The sequence below is a fragment of the Actinoalloteichus caeruleus genome (assembly GCF_049311605.1).
In the GTDB taxonomy this organism is placed as follows: domain Bacteria; phylum Actinomycetota; class Actinomycetes; order Mycobacteriales; family Pseudonocardiaceae; genus Actinoalloteichus_B; species Actinoalloteichus_B caeruleus.
Window position 1 is genome coordinate 4,988,237 of sequence record NZ_CP186005.1, and the last position, 17,386, is coordinate 5,005,622.

Here is a 17,386-nt window from a genome sequence, read left to right on the forward strand (position 1 = left end):
TTCCGGACACCCCCCATTGCGCACCCGTTGGCGTGGGGCCGTGGTGAAGATCCGACGAACGGGTGATGGGCGGGGTGGGCGGGGAACACCCCGTGAGTCAGGCCGAGGGCGGCAGCTCTGGCCTGACCTCCTGGGCCGCGGCGAGCGCGCCGGCGCAGACGTCGGCCCCGTCCCGCAGGACGTCGTCCATCACCACCCGGACGATCTCGGACTCGTACGCGCCGCCGCCGGTGGTTCGGTGCAACCAGCTGATCTCGCACTGGGGGTAGACGATTTCGGACCGTTCGCGGTAGGCGACCGCGCCGGCCACCTCCACCTCCTCGGTGACGTCGTCGTCGGCGGGGTCCGACCCCTGCGCGAACTCGACGAGGAGGGACGGGCCCGCCGGGGCTCCCCAGCGGCACCGGTACAGGCCGTCCGGCCGCGACTCCTGATCGGGTCCCAGGACGTCCTCCACCACGTCCGGGGCCAGCAGGGCGCAGGGGTCCCGTTCCAGCAGGGTGCCGTCCGGGGTGTCCAACAGCGGGGGACCCTCACGGAGTCGTTCGACCGCCACGCGGGCCAGTTCGCCGCCCTGGTCGCACAGATCCTCGCCGGGGCCGTCGACCAGCACGGTCAGCGCGCGGGGGTGTTCGCCCTCGCTGGTGAGCAGCCGCACCGTGCAGTTCCCGCCGGACCCGCTGCTCATCGACTGCAGGTAGGTGGGGAGGCCGGCGATGTCCTCGGCAGCCTCCTGCGCGAAGAGGAGCGCGTTGTCCCCGAGCTGGAGGGACACGTTCAGGGAACGTTCCTCCAGGAGCTTGTACCCGTAGCAGCGGTCCCAGCCGGAGTTGGACAGGGTCAGGTCGTCGGCCAACGGGGCGAGGGCCGCGGGGTCGACCAGCGCGCACGGATCGACCCGCCGTTGGGCGTCCAGGGTCAACGCCGGGTCCTGTGGTCCGGTCCACTCCGCCGCGACCCCCGGATCGACCGGGGCGGGTTCCATCGGGACCGTGCTCCTGGCCGAGACGGTCTTGGTCAGGTCGGGTGCCGCTCCGCAGCCGGCCGCCACCAGGGACATGAGCACGGCCGCTCCCAGGAACGAGGAGGCGGGACCGGTTCGACGCACAGGCACGTCCGCACGCTAGCCGGTCGTCGGCGCCGGTGGGTCCACTACGGCCAACCGTGGTCCCCCGGCTCGCGCGGGGAGCGCGTTCGGTCCCGTACGGGAAGTGGAGGACTCCGCTGGGTGCGCGTCCGCGCTGGTCCCCGCGCGCGGCCAGCCCGTCGAGGGCCGCGCCGGCGGGCGAGACCTCTCGGCCCGTTCCAGCCCCCGCCCGGACGGGGGCGCGCACGGGCGGCCGGGGAGGCGGTGAGGGCGGCCCGTCGGTTCACCGGCTCGGGCTCGTCCGCCGTCCCACCTGGATCCACCGCCGCTGGGGATGGCCGCCGCGCGGGGGGCTCCCGGAGTTCGGTGGCGAGCGGGTCGAGGGTCGTCACCAGGAACGTGAGGGGGACGTCGCGCGCGGCGAGCACGTCCGACGCCCAGTCGAGGAAACCGTGGAAGAGCTCGTCACCGCCGAGGTAGGGCGCGGTCACCAGGAAGCCGATGATGTGGACCCACGTCCTCGGCGGTGTGCTGGCGCTGCCGTTCGGTGTGCTCGGTGACAGCCGGGAACAGATCCTCCAGCCGCGCGCAGGTGGTCCGGACGAGGCCCGTGGCACGCCGCGCGACCATCGTGCACTCCCGCGCCACCAGGCGCGGGAGGTCGTCGACGGGGTGGCGGGGGAGGTCGGCGGTGGTGGCCGCCGCGCCGCGAGGAGGTCGGCCGCCTCGCGGGCGTCCCGGGCCCAGGCGTGCGCTCCGAGCGGTTCGGCGTAGCGGCCGTCCGCGCCGCAGGGGGCTCCGCCGACGATGACGGGCAGTCCGTCGGCATGGCAGGCGGTGACGGTCGCGTGCGCGGTGGGGAGGCGGGTGGCGATCGAGCGGGAGAGCGCCACGACGTCGGGGCCCTCCCGGTGCGGGTGGGTGATCAGCGGTGAGGAAACGGGAGTGCGCGTCGACCAACCACGCCGGTTGCCCTGGTCGAACCGGGCACCCACGTCAGCGGCGGGGAAGCCGTTGGGGGCCCGCGGGGTGCCGTCGCGCCCGAGCAGCACGGCGGGACAGGGCGTGGAACCCCACAGCTCGTCACCCACGAGGGGCGGGGAGGCGCGCGTCAGGCCGTCCGTGTCCACCGTTCCCACTGGTCCCGACCTGGTTCGGCGGTCGCGAACGGGTCAGCGGCGCTCACGTGTTGAGCGACCAGACCGCGGCGTTCAGCAGGGCCGCGAACCCCACCCAGAGCAGGTAGGGCACCAGCAGCACAGCCGCCGTGCGGTGGAGCCGGGCGAACAGGCCCACGAGGACGGCGACGACGAGGAACAGCACCACGATGTCGACCAACGCGAGGCCGTAACGTCCGGCGGCGAAGAACAGCGGCGTCCACGCGGCGTTCAACACGAGCTGGGCGCCGTACAACCCGAGCGCGGTACGGGCTCCGGTGACGCCGTGCCGCCGCCACACCAGCCAGCCCGAGACGGCGATCAACACGTAGAGCGCCGTCCACACGGGCCCGAAGAGCCAGGAGGGCGGGGCCCAGGACGGCAGTTCGAGCGCCGCGTAGTCCTCGGCCGCGGATCTTGAGGCGAGCGAGCCGACCACGGCGGTCGCCGCGACGGCCGCGACGAAGACGAGCAGCCCGCGCACCGGGTGCGCGGGGGCGTGGCCTGGCTCCGGTTGGACGGGCATCCCCCCAGGCTAGGGCCGATGCGGACGCCCGTGTTCCCGACGCCCCGCGCTCAGAAGAGGCGGAACTCGTCCGGTTCGATGCCCCGCAGGGCGTCGTAGTCGAGGGTGACGCAGCGGATGCCCCGGTCCTCGGCCAGCACCCGCGCCTGGGGCCTGATGATCTGCGCGGCGAAGACACCCCGCACCGGCGCCAGCAGGGGATCCCGGTTGAGCAGGTCCAGGTACCGGGTCAGCTGTTCGACCCCGTCGATCTCACCGCGACGCTTGATCTCCACGGCGACCGTGGCCCCCGCGTCGTCGCGGCAGAGCAGGTCGACCGGGCCGATGGCCGTCGGGTACTCGCGGCGCACCAGCGACCAGCCATCCCCGAGGGTGGTGACGTGCTCGGCGAGCAGCTCCTGGAGGTGCGCCTCGACACCGTCCTTGACCAGGCCCGGCTCCGGGCCCAGCTCGTGCTTGCTGTCGTGCAGGACCTCGCTGATGGTGATGACGAGCTTCTCGCCGGCCTTGTTCTGCACGGTCCACACGTCGGGGTCCTCGATCAGCCAGCAGGGCGGGCTCATCCAGTTCAGCGGTTTGTACGCGCGGTCGTCGGAGTGGACCGACACGGACCCGTCCGCCTTGATCAGCAGGAGCCTGGTGGCCTTCGGCAGATGGGCGGTGAGCCGGCCGACGTAGTCCACCTGGCACTGAGCGATCACGAGACGCACCCGGCACAGCCTAGATGCCCCGTCGGCGCCGTCGCGCGCGCCCCGCCGGCCGGCTCGCCGTCACTGCCCGGTGTAGAGGAGGAGGTTGGGCGAACCCGCCTGCGGGTCCTCGACCACGTCCGGCGTCGCGGCGTCGGTGAGGGCCGCCGCGATCTCCTCGGGAGTGGCCTCGGGGCTCTCGGCCAGGAGGAGGGCGGCGGCGCCCGCGACGTGGGGTGAGGCCATCGACGTCCCGCTGATGGTGTTGGTGGCGTCCTCCCCGTCGATCCAGGCCGAGGTGATGTCGACGCCGGGGGCGAACAGGTCGAGGCACTCCCCCCAGTTGGAGAAGTAGGCGCGGCCGTCCTCGGCGTCGGTGGCCCCGACCGTCACGGCTTCCTCGACCCGGGCCGGTGAGGTCCCGCAGGCGTCGGTGTTGGAGTTGCCCCCGGCCACGACGTAGGTGACGCCGGCGGCCACGGAGTTGGCGACGGCCTCGTCGATGGCGGTGGCCCCGGCGCTACCCAGGCTCATGTTGGCCACGGCGGGCGTCTCGGCGTTCTCGGTGACCCAGTCGATGCCCGCGATCACGCCGGAGCTCGTGCCGGAGCCGTCGCATCCGAGCACGCGCACCGAGTAGAGGTCGACGCCCTTGGCCACCCCGTACTCCTCGCCGCCGATGGTTCCCGCGACGTGGGTGCCGTGGCCGTTGCAGTCCTCGCCCTCCTGGCCGTCGTCGACCGCGTCGAACCCGAGTTGGGCTCGGCCACCGAAGTCGACGTGCCCGTGGTTGATGCCGGTGTCGAGGACGTAGACGGACACCCCCTCCGCGGTCGACTGGTACTCGTAGGCCTCGTCGAGGGGGAGTTCCCGCTGGTCGATGCGGTCCAGGCCCCAGGTGGGGCCCTCCTGGACATCGGTGAGCCGAACCCGCTGGTCCTGCTCGACGAGCGCGACACCGGGTTCGGCGGCCAGCAGCGGCGCCTCGGCGTCGTCCAGGCTGACGGCGAACCCGCGCAGCGCCGTCCGGTAGGTCATCTCCACGGAGCCGCCGAACTTGGCGGCCAGATCACCGGCGGTTCCCACGACGTCCTGGGCGGAGACCGTGTCGTCCAGGACCACGATGTACCGGCCGGGCACCGCGTCGGGGTTCTCGGTGCCCAGCACGTCCCCGCGTGGGCCTTCCGTCGCGAGTGCCGTTCCTGGCAGGGCCGCGACGAGCGCCACCGCCCCCAGGAACGCCACCGCCCTGGACCATGAGTCGTTCATTGCCACTCCTCCCCGTCGATCCGTCAGGAAATTTCCAACAGGACCGACTATTCGTAAGGGAAAGATTGACATTCGACCGGCTGGTTGCGGAATGCCTTCGCGTTCGTCGGGCGGGGCTGTACCCCTTCGAATGAGGGGTCTCACCCGTTCGGCCAAGGAACCGTTCACGAGTGGTGGCGGGGACTGCTCCAACCGGAGCACGGTCTCCACAGCGGAGCGGGGTTCGTGGGTCGCGGAAGCACCACCCCCGGACTTGGCACCCTCCTCGCCAGGAGGCAGGATCATCGGCCGTGGACACGCTCGACAGCCGCCAGGTGTACGCGAACCCGTGGATGAGCATCCGAGAGGACACCATCCGGCGCCAAGACGGTTCGGTCGGGATCTACGGGGTCATCGACAAGCCACCGTTCGCGCTGGTGATCCCGGAGGACGGGGAACGGTTGTTCCTCGTGGAGCAGTTCCGCTACCCACTGGGTCGGCGGTGCTGGGAGTTCCCGCAGGGCACCGCCCCGGACCAACTGGAACTCCCGCCGAGGGAACTGGCCGAACGCGAACTCCGCGAGGAGACCGGCCTGCGGGCGGGTCGGCTGACCGAACTCGGCACGCTCGACCTCGCGCCGGGGCTGAGCAGCCAGCGCGGCGCGGTCTTCCTGGCCACCGAACTCACCATCGGCGTGCACCAGCGGGAACACGAGGAGCAGGACATGCGTGCAGCCTGGTTCACCCACGAGCGGTTCCGGGAGATGGTGGCCACCGGCGAGATCACCGACGCCCAGTCCATCGCGGCGTACTCCCTGCTCCTGCTGCACCGGGCGGGCGTCGGCGTCGCTGACTGACCGACGCCCGCACCCGCTCAGGTCTCGTCGAGCACGGACTCCAGGAAGGTCCTGGTGCGCTCCTGCTTGGGGTCGTCGAAGATCTCGGCCGGCGGAGCCGCCTCGATGATCTTCCCCTGGTCGAACATGAGCACCCGGTGGGAGACGTCCCGGGCGAACTTCATCGCGTGGGTGACGCAGAGCATGGTGATGTCACTGCTCTTCGCGATGTCGCGCAGCACGTCGAGCACCTCGGCGGCCAGCTCGGGGTCCAGCGCCGAGGTGACCTCGTCGAGCAGCAGGATGTCCGGGTCCATGGCCAGCGCCCTGGCGATCGCTACCCGCTGCTGCTGACCACCGGAGAGCTGCGACGGGTACGCCCGGAGCTTGTCACCGAGCCCCACCATGTCGAGCAGTTCCTTCGCCCGCTCCTCCGCCTCGTCCTGCGAGCGGCCGAGGACGTGCACCGGGGCCTCGGTGACGTTGCGCAGGACCCGCATGTTCGGGAACAGGTTGTACTGCTGGAACACCATCGTGATCCGACCTCGGACCTTGCGGACGTGCTGCTCCCCGGCCTTGACCAGCTCGCCGTTCCGCTCCTCGTGGTAGAGGTAGTCCTCCCCCACCCTGATGGTGCCGGAGTCTGGCTTGGTCAGCGTCATGAGCATCCGAAGGATGGTGGTCTTCCCCGAACCGCTCGGCCCGATCAGCGTCACCCGCTCCCCGGACCCGACCGAGAACGACAGGTCGTCGAGGACGACGTTCTTCCCGAAGCGCTTGCTGATCTGGTCGAAGACGATGAACCCGTCGTCGGTGGTCGCTTTCTCCCCCGGCGAGCCGGCCGCCGCGGCGCTGGGCTCGGTCATGTCGAATCCTCTCGGTCTCACGAAGAACGGTGGGGTGGGGCTGGCGGCGGATCAGGCCGCGCGGACGGTGCCGAAACGGCGCTCGAAGATGCGGGCGATCCACGACATCACCAGGGCGGTCGCCAGGTAGAGGATGCCGGCGACGGTGATGGGTTCCGGGTAGCGGAAGGTCTCCGACCCGATGCCCTGGGCGGTGGTCAGCATCTCCGGGAGCGTGATGACGATGAGCTGCGGGGTGTCCTTGAACATCGCGATCACGTAGTTGCCCAGCGCCGGCGCCGAACGCGGGATCGCCTGCGGCAGGATCACGCTCGTCCAGGTGCGGCGAGCCGGCAGGTTCAGCGCCTTCGCCGCCTCCCACTGCCCCTGGGGCACCCCGTCGATGCCAGCCCGGTAGACCTCCGAGATGTAGGTGGCGTAGTGCACGCCCAGTCCGATGGCACCGGTCATCAGGGTGGAGAGGTGCACGTCGAACTGCGGCAGCACGTAGAAGAGGAAGAACAGCTGCACGAGCAGCGGCGTGGACCGGATGAACTCCACGACCAGCCCCACCGGAGCGGAGACCCAGACCAGCCGGCTGCGCCGCAGCAGGGCGAAGACCAGGCCGAGCACCAGTGCGATCAGGTAGCCGACGACGGTCGCCTGGAGCGCGATGACCAGCCCGTCGAGCAGCCGGGGGAAGGAGTCCCAGAAGATCTGCCAGTCCCAGTTCATGCGGAGGCCTCCGTCCTGCGGAAGATGCGGGCGATCATGCCCGGCGGCACGGTCCGGCCAAGCGAGGCGGCGGCACGCCGTTCGAGGAGCCGCATGAGCGTGGTGAAGACCAGGGCGATCAGGCCGTAGGCGACCAGGAGCAGACCGAAGGTGCCAGCGGTGTTACCGGTGGAGGCCCGCACCAGCTGCGCACCGAAGGTGAGGTCGGACAGGAAGACGACCGAGACCAGCGCGGTGGCCTTGAGCAGCTCGATGAGGTTGTTGCTGAAGGAGGGGATCATCGCCACGACCGCCTGCGGGAGGATGACCTTGCGCATCCGCTGCCACGGCGTGAAGTTGAGCGCGATCGCCGCCTCGATCTGCCCCTGCGGTACCGCCCGCACCGCCCCGCGCACCACCTCGGCGCCGTAGGCACCGATGTTGAGCGAGAGCGCGAGGACACCGGCGAACAGCGGCGCCAACTGGACCCCGAAGACCGTCGGGAGCACGAAGATCAACCAGAACAGCACCACCAGTGCCGAGAGCCCCCGGAAAGCCTCGGTGTAGGCGAATCCCATTCCCCGCAACAGTTTGTTCCCGCTGAGCCGGGCCAACCCGGCCGCGAAGGCGAACACCAGTCCCAGTATCGCCCCGAATATCGTGAGCTGAAGGGTGACAAGCAACCCTTCGAACATGTAGTTCCAGAGACCCGCGGACATCTGCGCGAACTCCTTCTCGTCAGGACACCGGCGCGCTGCACAGTTCGTCGGCGGTCAGATCAGTCATCTCTGCCTCGGTGAAACCGAACGGCTCGACGATTTCCAGCAGTTCTCCCGAGCTCTTCATGTCGGCGAGTTCGCGGTTGAAGTCGTTGACGATGTTCCCCTGGTCCTGCCGGAAGCCGAAAGCGCCGGCGCCGTGCTGCTCCACCCCGTCGACGACGGCGACGAACGGAGGCCCGAGTTCCAGCGGGGTGCCGGGGCGGGCCTCCAGCGCGGAGCGCAGCGAGAGGCCGGTGAGCAGGAAGGCGTCCGCTCGACCCGCCAGGACGCCGTCGAAACCGGAGGGCTGGTCCGGGAACACCACGATGCGGCTGTCCGGCACCCCGATGTCCCGGGCGATGCCCTGCTCGACGCCGCCCACGATGACCCCGATCACCGCGTCGTCGCGCCGCACGAAGTCCTCGACCGTGCCCAGCCCCTTGGGATTGCCCTCGGGCAGCAGCAGGTTGTAGGGGGCGTTGTAGTCCGGGTTCGTGAAGCGGATCTGCTCGCAGCGCGCGGGGGTGATGTACATGCCGGCGGCGATCACGTCGAACAGGCCCGCGTTGAGACCGGGGATCAGCGAGCTGAAGTCGGCGAGCTTCGGGACGAACTCCTCGACCCCGAGCCGGCGGAAGATGGTCTTCCCGACCTCGGAGGCCTGGCCGGTGAGGTTCCCCTCGCTGTCGATGTAGGCGAAGGGCCGCTCGTTGGCGAATCCCATGCGGACGTTGCCTCGGCTCCGGAGCTCGTCGAGCAGGCTCCCGCCCTCCGTGGTGGCCTCGAGATCCACTCGACTGCAACCGGTCGCGAGTCCCGTGCCGAGTCCGACCACCAGCAATCCGCCTGCCGCACCCCGGAGGAAGTTTCGTCGGTTGACGTTCGCAGCAGACACAGCGGGCCGCTCCCTACTTGGTAACAGGTGACGCCGGGTTCCCGATTACCCGGGTGACCCGGCGCTCCGAACCTAGGCCGCGTCATCCCCCCGGTCAAAGACGACCGTTCACACGGTCAGGCGACGTTATCGGAACGAGATTCACGATTCACCCCGCGAGCGACAAAGATCGCCACGGGAAAAACTCTGCGTTACCAGCAGATTCACCCATTCGGCTGACATCGTGCGAACGTTGTGCTATATGGGTCTCGTTTTGATTACGATCGGCCGCGCACGCGAGGACTGCGCACCGAAGGAGAACGACCACGTTTCGTGAGCGGCGCCGCGTTCCCCGCCAGGGAAACAGACCGGACGCGATCAGGAAACGATCCGGCAATGCATGCGGGAAGAATACGTGTGGAACGCCGCGCGGATGGGTACTCGCGTCGGGTGCGTCCCGCTCCCCCAGGCGCTCCCGCCCGACGGCGGGAGCGGACACGACATCCCACTCCCGGGGCGAGGCCACGGGCCCGCCGAGAGGTACCGCCGGGCTCTCCGAGGGCGGTCGTCTCGCGTCGATCGACGCGCCTGGTCGGTTGGTGCCTCGGGGGGATGGCGGATGGCGGATGCCTCGCGGATCGGGTCCGCCAGCCGCCCGGGCACGTGAGGACAGCGCCCGGGGCCGTGTCCAACGCGCCCGAGGGCTCGAGCGCCGTCACCTCGCCACGGCCCGGTCAACGGCGGCGGCCACCGCACGAGCACGTGACCGTCCGCCACCGGCACCCGGACACGGCCGTGGGCCTCGGGACGCCCGCCGAACCCGGAGGATCACTGGACCGGGCACCAACGCATGCCGAACCGACGGGCGACGCGGCGAGGGGGTCGAGCGACCGTCGAACGACGACGGGCCGGGCCTGGGCGGAGACTCCCGGGAGCAGCGTGGGCCACGCCGTGCGAGCTGCCCGCGCACCACCGCCGGGACCGAACGCCCACTGACCTGGCCGGTCGCCACCGACCGAGCGCACCTCGACACACGGAGCCTCGCCCCGCACCACCGCCCCGGGATGGTCGGGCCCGAGGCCTCGCCCGCCCCGGGCCCGCCAGGATCGTCGGCGCGACCGCGGTCGCCGCCGGGGTGCTCGTTCCGGTCATCCTGGGAGCGTCACGGCACCGGGAGGTTCGCTCGGCGAAGTCCGCTCCGGCCAAGCACGTCCCCACCCGCACCCACGAGAACGGTCCAACTCCGCCACGAACGGCCTGACCCGCATCACCAGAGCCCGCGGGAACGTGAGAAGTGGGGCCACGCGCCGACCGAGCGCGTGCTGGAGGCCGCGGCCCGGGCGACCCTCGGGCTGAGGGGCGCCACGCCGGCCCTCACCGGCGCCCAGACGCCCCGCCCGGCTCCCGGCGGGGCCCGGACCGGAGGCACCGGTCCGACCCCGGAGAATGCCGCTCAGCGCTGCGGGGGCTCCGACACCCGCTCGACGTCCGCGCCGAGCCCACGCAGGTTCTCGACGAACCTCGGGTAGCCCCGGTCGATGTGGAACACGTCCCACACCTCCGTGACGCCCTCCGAGCACAGCCCGGCCAGCACGAGACCGGCGCCCGCCCGGATGTCGGACGCCCACACCGGCGCGCTCGACAACCGCTCCACGCCCCTGATCACGGCGTGGTGGCCATCCGTCCTGGCATCGGCCCCCAACCGGACCATCTCGTCGATGAAGCGGAACCGGGCCTCGAAGACGTTCTCGGTGATCATCGACGTGCCGTCGGCGACCGCGGCCAGCACCACCGCGAACGGCTGGAGGTCGGTGGCGAACCCCGGGTAGGGCAACGTCACGAAGTCCACCGCCGAGGGCCGTCCGGACATGACGACCCGGAACTCCTCGTCCCCGACGGTGACCTCCGCGCCGGCCATCCGCAGCTTCTCCAGCACGAGGTCCAGGTGGTGCGGGTCGACGCCGCGCACGGTGATGTCCCCTCGCGTGGCCCCGGCGGCAAGCGCCCAGGTCGCGCCCACGATGCGGTCGCCGATCACCCGGTGCTGGGTCGGCTGGAGCGCCGTGACGCCGTGCACGGTGAGGGTCGACGTGCCCGCCCCCTCGATCTTCGCCCCCATCTGCTGGAGCATCGCGCAGAGATCGATGATCTCGGGCTCCCGGGCCGCGTTGTCGATCACCGTGGTGCCGTCCGCCAACACGGCCGCCATCAGGATGTTCTCCGTGGCGCCCACGCTGGGGAAGTCCAGCCAGATCTGCGCGCCGTGCAACCCCTCCGCCTCGGCCACAACGCACCCGTGTTCGATCTCGCTGCGCGCGCCCAGCTTCCGGAGCCCCGCCTGGTGCATGTCCAGCGGCCGCGAGCCGATCGCGTCCCCACCGGGCAACGCGACCACGGCCCGGCGGCACCGGCCCACCAGCGGCCCCAGCACGCACACCGAGGCGCGGAGCTTGCTCATCGACGCGAAGTCGGCACGGTGGTCCGGCTGGGCGGGCGTCGTGATGCGCACCGTCCCGCCGTCGATGGTCACCTCGCACCCGAGATTCCGCAGGACATCGCCCATCAACGGGACGTCCAGGATCTCGGGGCAGTTGGTGATGGTGGTGGTTCCCTCGGCCAGCAGTGCGGCCGCCATCAGTTTCAGGACGCTGTTCTTGGCGCCGACCACGTCGACGGTTCCCACCAACCGCGCGCCGCCACGAACCCGGAAGTGCTCACTCACGGCCAGCCAGCGTAATGGTCGACTCCTCGGCCGTCCGCGACGGCCACCGGACGTGGCGGGTCCGACCGTGCGACGCTGGCCAGACGGGCGACGCCTCCGTAGGCTGCCCGACATGTCGGTGCACCTGAACAGGATCTACACCAGGACCGGTGACGACGGCATGAGCCGTCTCGGCGACTCGAGCCAGGTGCGCAAGACGGACCCGAGGCTCGTGGCCTACGCCGACGTCGACGAGGCCAACGCGGCGATCGGGACCGCCCTGGCACTCGGCGCTCCCCCCGAGGACGTCACCGAGGTGCTCCGCACGATCCAGAACGACCTCTTCGACGTCGGAGCGGACCTGTGCACCCCGATCGTGCCCGACCCCAGGTACCCGCCGCTGCGCGTCACCCAGGCCGCCGTCGACCGCCTGGAGGGGTGGTGCGACGACTTCAACGCACGGCTCGGCAAGCTCGACTCGTTCATCCTGCCCGGCGGGACGCCGGCGGCCGCGCTGCTGCACACCGCCCGGACGGTGACCCGCCGGGCCGAGCGGGCGGTGTGGGCGCTGCTGGAGACCGACCCGGAACGCTGCAACATCCTCACCGCCCGCTACCTGAACCGGTTGTCCGACCTCCTGTTCATCCTCGCCCGGGTCTGCAACCCCGACGGGGACGTGCTGTGGAAGCCCGGCAGCGGCCAGGCCTGAGGACAGCGGCGAAGGAGCGGCGGCATCGGCTCCCTGGGCCCGAACTCCTCCCCCGCCGTGGGCGGGTCACGGCACGGCGGGCCGGCACCGCCAGCGGTCGCGCGACCGCCCGCCCCGAGGAACCCGACGCGCGGGGCGCGAGCTGACCGCGCCGAGGGCGGTACGGGAGGCGAACACCGGCCGCCGGAACGCGCCCTCCCGAGGAGGCCGGGACGGGTGACGTCACCGAGATCGCTCGGGGCGCGGCACCCGACCAGGGACGGCGGCGCGCTCCTCGACCGCGGTCCCAGCGACGCGGCCGCACCCACTCCGACACGGCGGGCGGCGGCGCGCTGGTTCATCCCACGGGAGTAACGCACACCGGGCGGTGCGGGGCTCAGGACGCCCAGGGCACCGAACGGCCGGGAGGGGACGACTCCAACCACGACAGGAACCCGGTCAACGCATCCGGCCCCATCGCCAGCTCGACCTCGAGGTCCCCCTCGGCCCCGGTGCAGTGCAGGACCGTGGAACCCGGTGGCATGGCGTAGGCCTCCGGCGCCGTCGGGGAGCGGCGGCTGGCGATCTCCAGGCCGGTCCGCCGCAACACCCGGTCCGGCCCGGAGCGGAGGCTCAACACGCGGTACCAGCGGAAGTCACCGCCCCGGTAGTGTCCGACACCCAGGTGCCAGCCCCGGGGCGTGTCATCCACGCGCGACCGCAGGGCCACGTCGACCCCACCGATCCGGCGCAACAGCCGGATCCGCCGGGTGATCAGGACTGCCAGGACCACCACGGCCACGAACAGGCCCACCCCGATGGTCTCGATCACCCACACGGCTCGGCCCGCCCGTATCTCGGCTTCTCAGACAGCCTGCCCGGCCGCTCGGAGCTTGCCCCGGGCTTTCGCCCGGATCACCGAGTCCTCGCTCTCCGCCTCGAGCTTCGCCTGCTCGATGTCGATCTCGTGGGAGAGCTGGGCGTCCTCGGCGAGCACGCTCACCCGGTCCCCGGTCACGGACAGGAACCCGCCGTGCACCGCCGCGTTGATCCGCTCCCCATCGGTGGTGGTCACGCGGAACACACCACCCTCGACGAGCTGACCGAGCAGCGGCTCGTGCCGGGGCAGGATGCCGATCTCCCCCTCGGTCGTCTCGGCCACCACGGAGGTCGCCGTCCCGGACCAGAGGCGACGCTCGACAGCGACGAGTTCGACGGTCATCTCGGCCACGCGCATCTCCTTCATCGGCTGGTTGCGTGCAGTCTAGACAACGGGACAGGCAACCTCCGCCGCCCTCCCGGTGTCCTGACCCGATGTACCCACTGACAGGAGACGGGAGCCGCCGGTGCACCGGCAGGACCGGGAGTTCCACGGCTTCGTCGTCCACGGATCGCGCGCCCTGCCGCGCACCGCGTACCTGCTCACCGGCGGGGACGCCCCCGGCTGCCGAGGACCCGCTCCAGGACGTCCTCGCCCGGACGTACCCGAGGTGGCGGTCCGTCGCCGGTTCCCCTGGGGCCCACGCGCGGGCGACGCTCGCCAACGCCACGGCCAACCGCTGGCGCCACCTCTCCCGACGGGGGGCCGGGAGACGCCGTGGGAGGACAGGGGCGACGGGGGCGAACATGGACCAGAACCCGAGCTGGTCCGGCCCGACGAGGTCACGCGCGCGGGCCACGCTGCCGCCCCGACAGCGGGCGGTGATCGTGCTCCGCTTCTCCGAGGACCTGACGGAAGAACGGACCGCCACGGCCCTCTGGGCCTCCAGGGGCACGGTCACGGAGCCAGACCGCGCGGGCACTCGCCCGGCTGCGCGGTGTCCCGCACCAGGCAGGGGACAACCAAGGCGCGAAGGGCCGCCCTCTCCCTCACTCTCCCTGCCCGCCGGGGAGAACGCCCCCGCGTCCCGGTCGGAGGAGACACCCCATGGACGTTGGGGAACCGCGGCGGGTACTGGCCCCCGCCGGCTCCGACCGCACACTCCCACCCGGCTTCGGGACGGGGCCGGGTCGCGGAGGCTGGCCAGAGGAACGCCGCCAGCTCCACCGCCGGCAGCCCGACCGTGCCAGTCACGAGGCCGAGGCGACGGCGTCGCCGGTAGCCACGGCCCTGGGCGAGGGTCGCGTCGGCCACGATCCTGGTGGCCCCCGGTACGGGCACCCGGCAGCGGGTGACCTCGCCGGAGCGCACGACCTCCTCCGAGGTGCTGGAGGGGTGACGGGAGTGGGTTCCCCACTTCGTGGAACCTGCGGCAGGGCCGGACGGAAGAGATCCCCGGCGTCCCCAGGTGCCGTGGCGGGCACCACACCTGGCGGAACGGTGGCCGTGATCGGCCAACGCGTGCTCCTACCAGCGAACGGGTCGTCACGGGCGAGGACCAGGTGAGCACCCTGGTCGGCCTGGTCGGACCGGACGCGGAGACCGGCGAGCTCCGCGTCCTCGGCGAGGATCTCGGCCACCGCGTTCCCGGTACCCAGCAGATCATCCCCTCGGGGTTCCTGATCGGCGAGGACGACCGCACCCTCCTCGTCATCGACCCCCGGCCGGAGCCCGAGCCGCACGTCTCGACCCGCCGGTGGTGGACCGAGGACGCCCGGGGCGAGCGGGACTGGCGTGAGCTGGACGTCCAGGGCGCGGTGGCGGTCACCGAACTGCCCGAAGACGTGGACAGCGAGGCCGTCCAGGTCGCCACCCCCGATCCGGGGTCGAGGTGATTCCGGAGGACGGCGAGCCCGTCGTCGTGCCCCTCGCCGGCTGACCGCCCGGAGCGGGGCGCGACCCGACGTGTCCACGCCACTCCCGCCGGCGCGGCGTGGACACCGTCCGGCCGGCCGGGGACACCGGGCCGTCGACGACCGCTGGCCCAGCTGCCCCGTTCCCTCCCCGGCGACCAGAACCCCGGCGCCGGGCCCGTCGAACACCTCCCCTCGCAACCACCGGGACCGGCACGGTGTCAGGTCGGGTGACAGTGCTCCGCCAACCACCGAGGTGGTCCGTGACAGGAAAGAACAAGGACTGGGACACGGAGTTCACCGACTTCGTCGTCCACCGTTCCCCGGCGCTCCTCAGAACGGCCTACCTGCTGGCCGGCGGGGACCCGGAGGCCGCACGGGACCTGCTCCAGGACGTGCTGGAGCGCATGTACCCCCGCTGGCCCCGCATCACCGGCTCCCCCGAGGCCTACGCCAGGGGCGCGCTGGCCAACACCGCCGCCAACCGCTGGCGCCGGCTGTCCCGCCGGGTGCGGGAGACACCGCTGGCACCAGGCCAGCTCGCTCCCGCGGTGGACGGGCCGGAGGAGGCCGTCGTCACGGCCGACCAGATCGCACCGCTGCTCGCCAGCCTGCCACCGAGGATGCGAGCCGTCATCGTGCTGCGGTTCTTCGACGACCTCAGCGAGCGGCAGGTGGCCGAGGTGCTCGGCTGCGGGATCGGCACGGTGAAGAGCCAGACCTCGCGCGGGCTCGCGCGGATGCGCGAAGCCCTGCGACCGGACGGGCCAGGAGCGGCCCGGTTGACCACCACTCCAGCGGGAGGACAGCGATGATCGACGAGGACTCGCTCCGGGAGGCCATGCGGGAGACCACTGACGGGCTCCGACCGCCGACCCGGTTGGCCGAGGAGGTCATCGGGGGCGCGCGTGCCCGCCGGCGTCGGCGGCGGCGGACCGGCGTCACGGCTGTCGCCCTGGCAGCGGCCCTCGTCGTGACCGGCGGAGCCCTGACGACGATGAACCTCACCACCACCGAGGTGCTGGGCGGCGAGGGTGCCCCCGCCGTCGCGAGGAGCTGGTTCGACGTGCCCACCCGGGGCGACCTCGCCGACGACCGGGACTTCGTCGCGCGAGCGAGCACGACCTGGCGGGATGAACTGCCGCTCTTCCTGGACATCAGGGCGGGCCTCGACGAGGGTGGCCGCGGCGACCCCCACCTGGTGGCCGCGACCACCACCCCGTCCGGCCCGGCCGCGATCTTCGTCCAGCGCCATGCCCCCCCGGGCGACGACGAGAGCTACGACATGCTGGGCCTGGTCGCACAGTCGCCGGAGGACGGCGAGCTGCACCTGCTCTCCGTGGGCCGCGACGAGGGCAAGGGCCAGCTGTACCTGTTCGGCGAGGACGACCGCACCCTGATCGGCCTGCCCGGCCCCGAACCGCTGCACCTCTCCACGGGGCCCGACATCGACGGGAGCACAGGTGAGGTCACCCGCCAGTGGGAGGAACTGGTCGCCGAGGACGGCCTCATCCTGCGGCAGCTGCCAGCGGACAGCCATGCGCACGACGTCGTCGCCGCGACGGAGGTTCCGGACACCCTGATACCCGAGGAACTCGAGCGCCGGCCCCCACTGGCGGTGCTCACCTCCGAGAGCAGGGCGGCCGCGCTCGATCCGGGCGCGGCGCAGCACTTCCTCCGGCCCCGTTCGCTGGACTCGAACTGGAACGAGAGCCTCACCTTCTTCTACCTACCGGTCGCCAGCCGACCCGCCCTGACCTACCAGGAACGGCTGGCCGAGGAGGAAGCCCTGGACAGCCCGGACAACTGGCGGTGCGAGACCGGTGAGAACGGCGGGGAAAGCTGTGAGCGGATCACGGCAGCGCCCAGCCACCCCGACAGCGAGCGCGAGCTGGACCTGATGGACAGGACCCAACGCGCGCTCCGGGACTCCGGCCGCGCGGACCTGATCAACCACCACAGCGGGGGCGTCTTCGGCAGCTTCCTCGTCATCGTGCGCATGACCGACGGCAGGATCGCCACCATCGGCGAGCAGTGGAACCGCGTCCAGCACGGCGAGGCGCACGCCGTCGTGTTCACCGACGACAACCTCACCGAGGTCGACGACTTCGCCTACGGCGGCCCGACCCGGCCCGACGACCCGGTGCAGCTCTCCGTCCGGCTCCCGGACGACGAGGGCTGGGTCGTGCTCTCCTACCAGGCCGAACTGAGGTACCGCACCACCCCGGACGGTCCGTGGCAGGCGGTGGAGTCCGACCGCGGAGCGGCCCTGCTGCCGGCGGAGGCCGTGCAGGTCGAGGTCAGCCGCGAGGGCGGGACGGACGTGGTCGAGCTCGTCCGCTGAGGGCGGTGGTCCCCCTTGGTCGCCGCTCCCGCCCTGGTCGCCTGGGCGGCGGCGCGAACCCATCGCCGCGGCAGGCCCCGCCCGTGCCCTGCCAGGGCAGGGTGACGGCGAACGGCCGGGTGGAGCCAAGGGCGGCGCGCGACAGGACGCCCGCGCCGTCCGCGACACCCACCCGGAGGTCCG

At 71.8% G+C, this 17,386-nt stretch carries 18 protein-coding genes; 6 read left to right on the forward strand and 12 right to left on the reverse strand.

Annotated elements, in window-relative coordinates; all coding sequences use genetic code 11:
• Positions 1 to 97: 97 nt before the first annotated feature.
• Genes ACOJVX_RS20260 through ACOJVX_RS20280 form a run of 5 tightly spaced genes read right to left on the reverse strand, consistent with a single transcriptional unit; the run spans position 98 to position 4,728 of the window.
• Positions 98 to 1,114, reverse strand: a complete 1,017-nt coding sequence (locus ACOJVX_RS20260) for a hypothetical protein (RefSeq protein WP_155886105.1) — start codon at positions 1,112 to 1,114, stop codon at positions 98 to 100.
• Positions 1,115 to 1,152: 38 nt separating this feature from the next.
• On the reverse strand, positions 1,153 to 2,226 hold the full coding sequence (locus ACOJVX_RS20265; protein WP_418154476.1) for a hypothetical protein: 1,074 nt from the start codon (positions 2,224 to 2,226) through the stop codon (positions 1,153 to 1,155).
• 43 nt (positions 2,227 to 2,269) lie between these two features.
• Positions 2,270 to 2,770, reverse strand: coding sequence for a TspO/MBR family protein (locus ACOJVX_RS20270; protein ID WP_030105499.1), 501 nt, complete (start codon positions 2,768 to 2,770; stop codon positions 2,270 to 2,272).
• Between the two features lie 50 nt (positions 2,771 to 2,820).
• On the reverse strand, positions 2,821 to 3,480 hold the full coding sequence (gene nucS, locus ACOJVX_RS20275; protein ID WP_030105500.1) for an endonuclease NucS: 660 nt from the start codon (positions 3,478 to 3,480) through the stop codon (positions 2,821 to 2,823).
• Between the two features lie 60 nt (positions 3,481 to 3,540).
• Positions 3,541 to 4,728, reverse strand: coding sequence for a S8 family peptidase (locus ACOJVX_RS20280; RefSeq protein ID WP_026418611.1), 1,188 nt, complete (start codon positions 4,726 to 4,728; stop codon positions 3,541 to 3,543).
• 290 nt (positions 4,729 to 5,018) lie between these two features.
• Between ACOJVX_RS20280 and ACOJVX_RS20285 the strand changes: the two genes are divergently transcribed.
• A complete protein-coding gene (locus tag ACOJVX_RS20285) occupies positions 5,019 to 5,564 on the forward strand; it encodes an NUDIX domain-containing protein (RefSeq protein ID WP_026418612.1) in 546 nt (181 codons plus the stop codon).
• Positions 5,565 to 5,581: 17 nt separating this feature from the next.
• On the opposite strand, the gene ehuA is transcribed toward ACOJVX_RS20285, so the two are convergent.
• The 5 genes from ehuA to murA form a co-directional block, all read right to left on the reverse strand.
• The gene (gene ehuA / locus ACOJVX_RS20290; protein WP_026418613.1) at positions 5,582 to 6,409 is read right to left on the reverse strand and encodes an ectoine/hydroxyectoine ABC transporter ATP-binding protein EhuA; all 828 of its coding nucleotides are present in this window, start codon (positions 6,407 to 6,409) and stop codon (positions 5,582 to 5,584) included.
• A 51-nt stretch (positions 6,410 to 6,460) separates the two neighbouring features.
• A complete protein-coding gene (gene ehuD / locus ACOJVX_RS20295) occupies positions 6,461 to 7,123 on the reverse strand; it encodes an ectoine/hydroxyectoine ABC transporter permease subunit EhuD (RefSeq protein WP_030105501.1) in 663 nt (220 codons plus the stop codon).
• Positions 7,120 to 7,821 carry an ectoine/hydroxyectoine ABC transporter permease subunit EhuC gene (gene ehuC / locus ACOJVX_RS20300; RefSeq protein ID WP_026418615.1) on the reverse strand — a complete coding sequence of 234 codons (702 nt, stop codon included), beginning with the start codon at positions 7,819 to 7,821 and terminating at the stop codon, positions 7,120 to 7,122. Before ehuC ends, ehuD begins: the two co-directional genes overlap by 4 nt.
• A 19-nt stretch (positions 7,822 to 7,840) precedes the next feature.
• Positions 7,841 to 8,656 (reverse strand): ectoine/hydroxyectoine ABC transporter substrate-binding protein EhuB, encoded by an 816-nt coding sequence (ehuB, locus tag ACOJVX_RS20305; RefSeq protein WP_248783850.1) that lies wholly within the window; start codon positions 8,654 to 8,656, stop codon positions 7,841 to 7,843.
• 1,534 nt (positions 8,657 to 10,190) lie between these two features.
• The gene (murA, locus tag ACOJVX_RS20310; protein ID WP_026418617.1) at positions 10,191 to 11,459 is read right to left on the reverse strand and encodes a UDP-N-acetylglucosamine 1-carboxyvinyltransferase; all 1,269 of its coding nucleotides are present in this window, start codon (positions 11,457 to 11,459) and stop codon (positions 10,191 to 10,193) included.
• Positions 11,460 to 11,571: 112 nt separating this feature from the next.
• Between murA and ACOJVX_RS20315 the strand changes: the two genes are divergently transcribed.
• Entirely contained in the window at positions 11,572 to 12,147 is a 576-nt protein-coding gene (locus tag ACOJVX_RS20315; RefSeq protein WP_026418618.1) for a cob(I)yrinic acid a,c-diamide adenosyltransferase, read from the forward strand.
• A 376-nt stretch (positions 12,148 to 12,523) separates the two neighbouring features.
• Here ACOJVX_RS20315 and ACOJVX_RS20320 read toward each other — a convergent pair whose 3' ends face one another.
• Both ACOJVX_RS20320 and ACOJVX_RS20325 read right to left on the reverse strand, forming a co-directional pair.
• Positions 12,524 to 12,964, reverse strand: coding sequence for a DUF2550 domain-containing protein (locus ACOJVX_RS20320; protein ID WP_026418619.1), 441 nt, complete (start codon positions 12,962 to 12,964; stop codon positions 12,524 to 12,526).
• Between the two features lie 27 nt (positions 12,965 to 12,991).
• The gene (locus tag ACOJVX_RS20325) at positions 12,992 to 13,357 is read right to left on the reverse strand and encodes a F0F1 ATP synthase subunit epsilon (RefSeq protein WP_026418620.1); all 366 of its coding nucleotides are present in this window, start codon (positions 13,355 to 13,357) and stop codon (positions 12,992 to 12,994) included.
• Between the two features lie 395 nt (positions 13,358 to 13,752).
• On the opposite strand from ACOJVX_RS20325, the gene ACOJVX_RS20330 reads away from it, so the two are divergent.
• The 4 genes from ACOJVX_RS20330 (at position 13,753) to ACOJVX_RS20345 (ending at position 17,203) form a co-directional block, all read left to right on the forward strand.
• Positions 13,753 to 14,301 (forward strand): sigma factor-like helix-turn-helix DNA-binding protein, encoded by a 549-nt coding sequence (locus ACOJVX_RS20330; protein ID WP_422647016.1) that lies wholly within the window; start codon positions 13,753 to 13,755, stop codon positions 14,299 to 14,301.
• A 207-nt stretch (positions 14,302 to 14,508) separates the two neighbouring features.
• Positions 14,509 to 14,841 carry a hypothetical protein gene (locus tag ACOJVX_RS20335; RefSeq protein ID WP_026418621.1) on the forward strand — a complete coding sequence of 111 codons (333 nt, stop codon included), beginning with the start codon at positions 14,509 to 14,511 and terminating at the stop codon, positions 14,839 to 14,841.
• 281 nt (positions 14,842 to 15,122) lie between these two features.
• Positions 15,123 to 15,674 carry a SigE family RNA polymerase sigma factor gene (locus tag ACOJVX_RS20340; protein ID WP_026418622.1) on the forward strand — a complete coding sequence of 184 codons (552 nt, stop codon included), beginning with the start codon at positions 15,123 to 15,125 and terminating at the stop codon, positions 15,672 to 15,674.
• On the forward strand, positions 15,671 to 17,203 hold the full coding sequence (locus tag ACOJVX_RS20345; protein WP_422647017.1) for a hypothetical protein: 1,533 nt from the start codon (positions 15,671 to 15,673) through the stop codon (positions 17,201 to 17,203). The genes ACOJVX_RS20340 and ACOJVX_RS20345 overlap by 4 nt, the downstream gene beginning before the upstream one ends.
• The last annotated feature ends 183 nt before the right edge of the window (positions 17,204 to 17,386 follow it).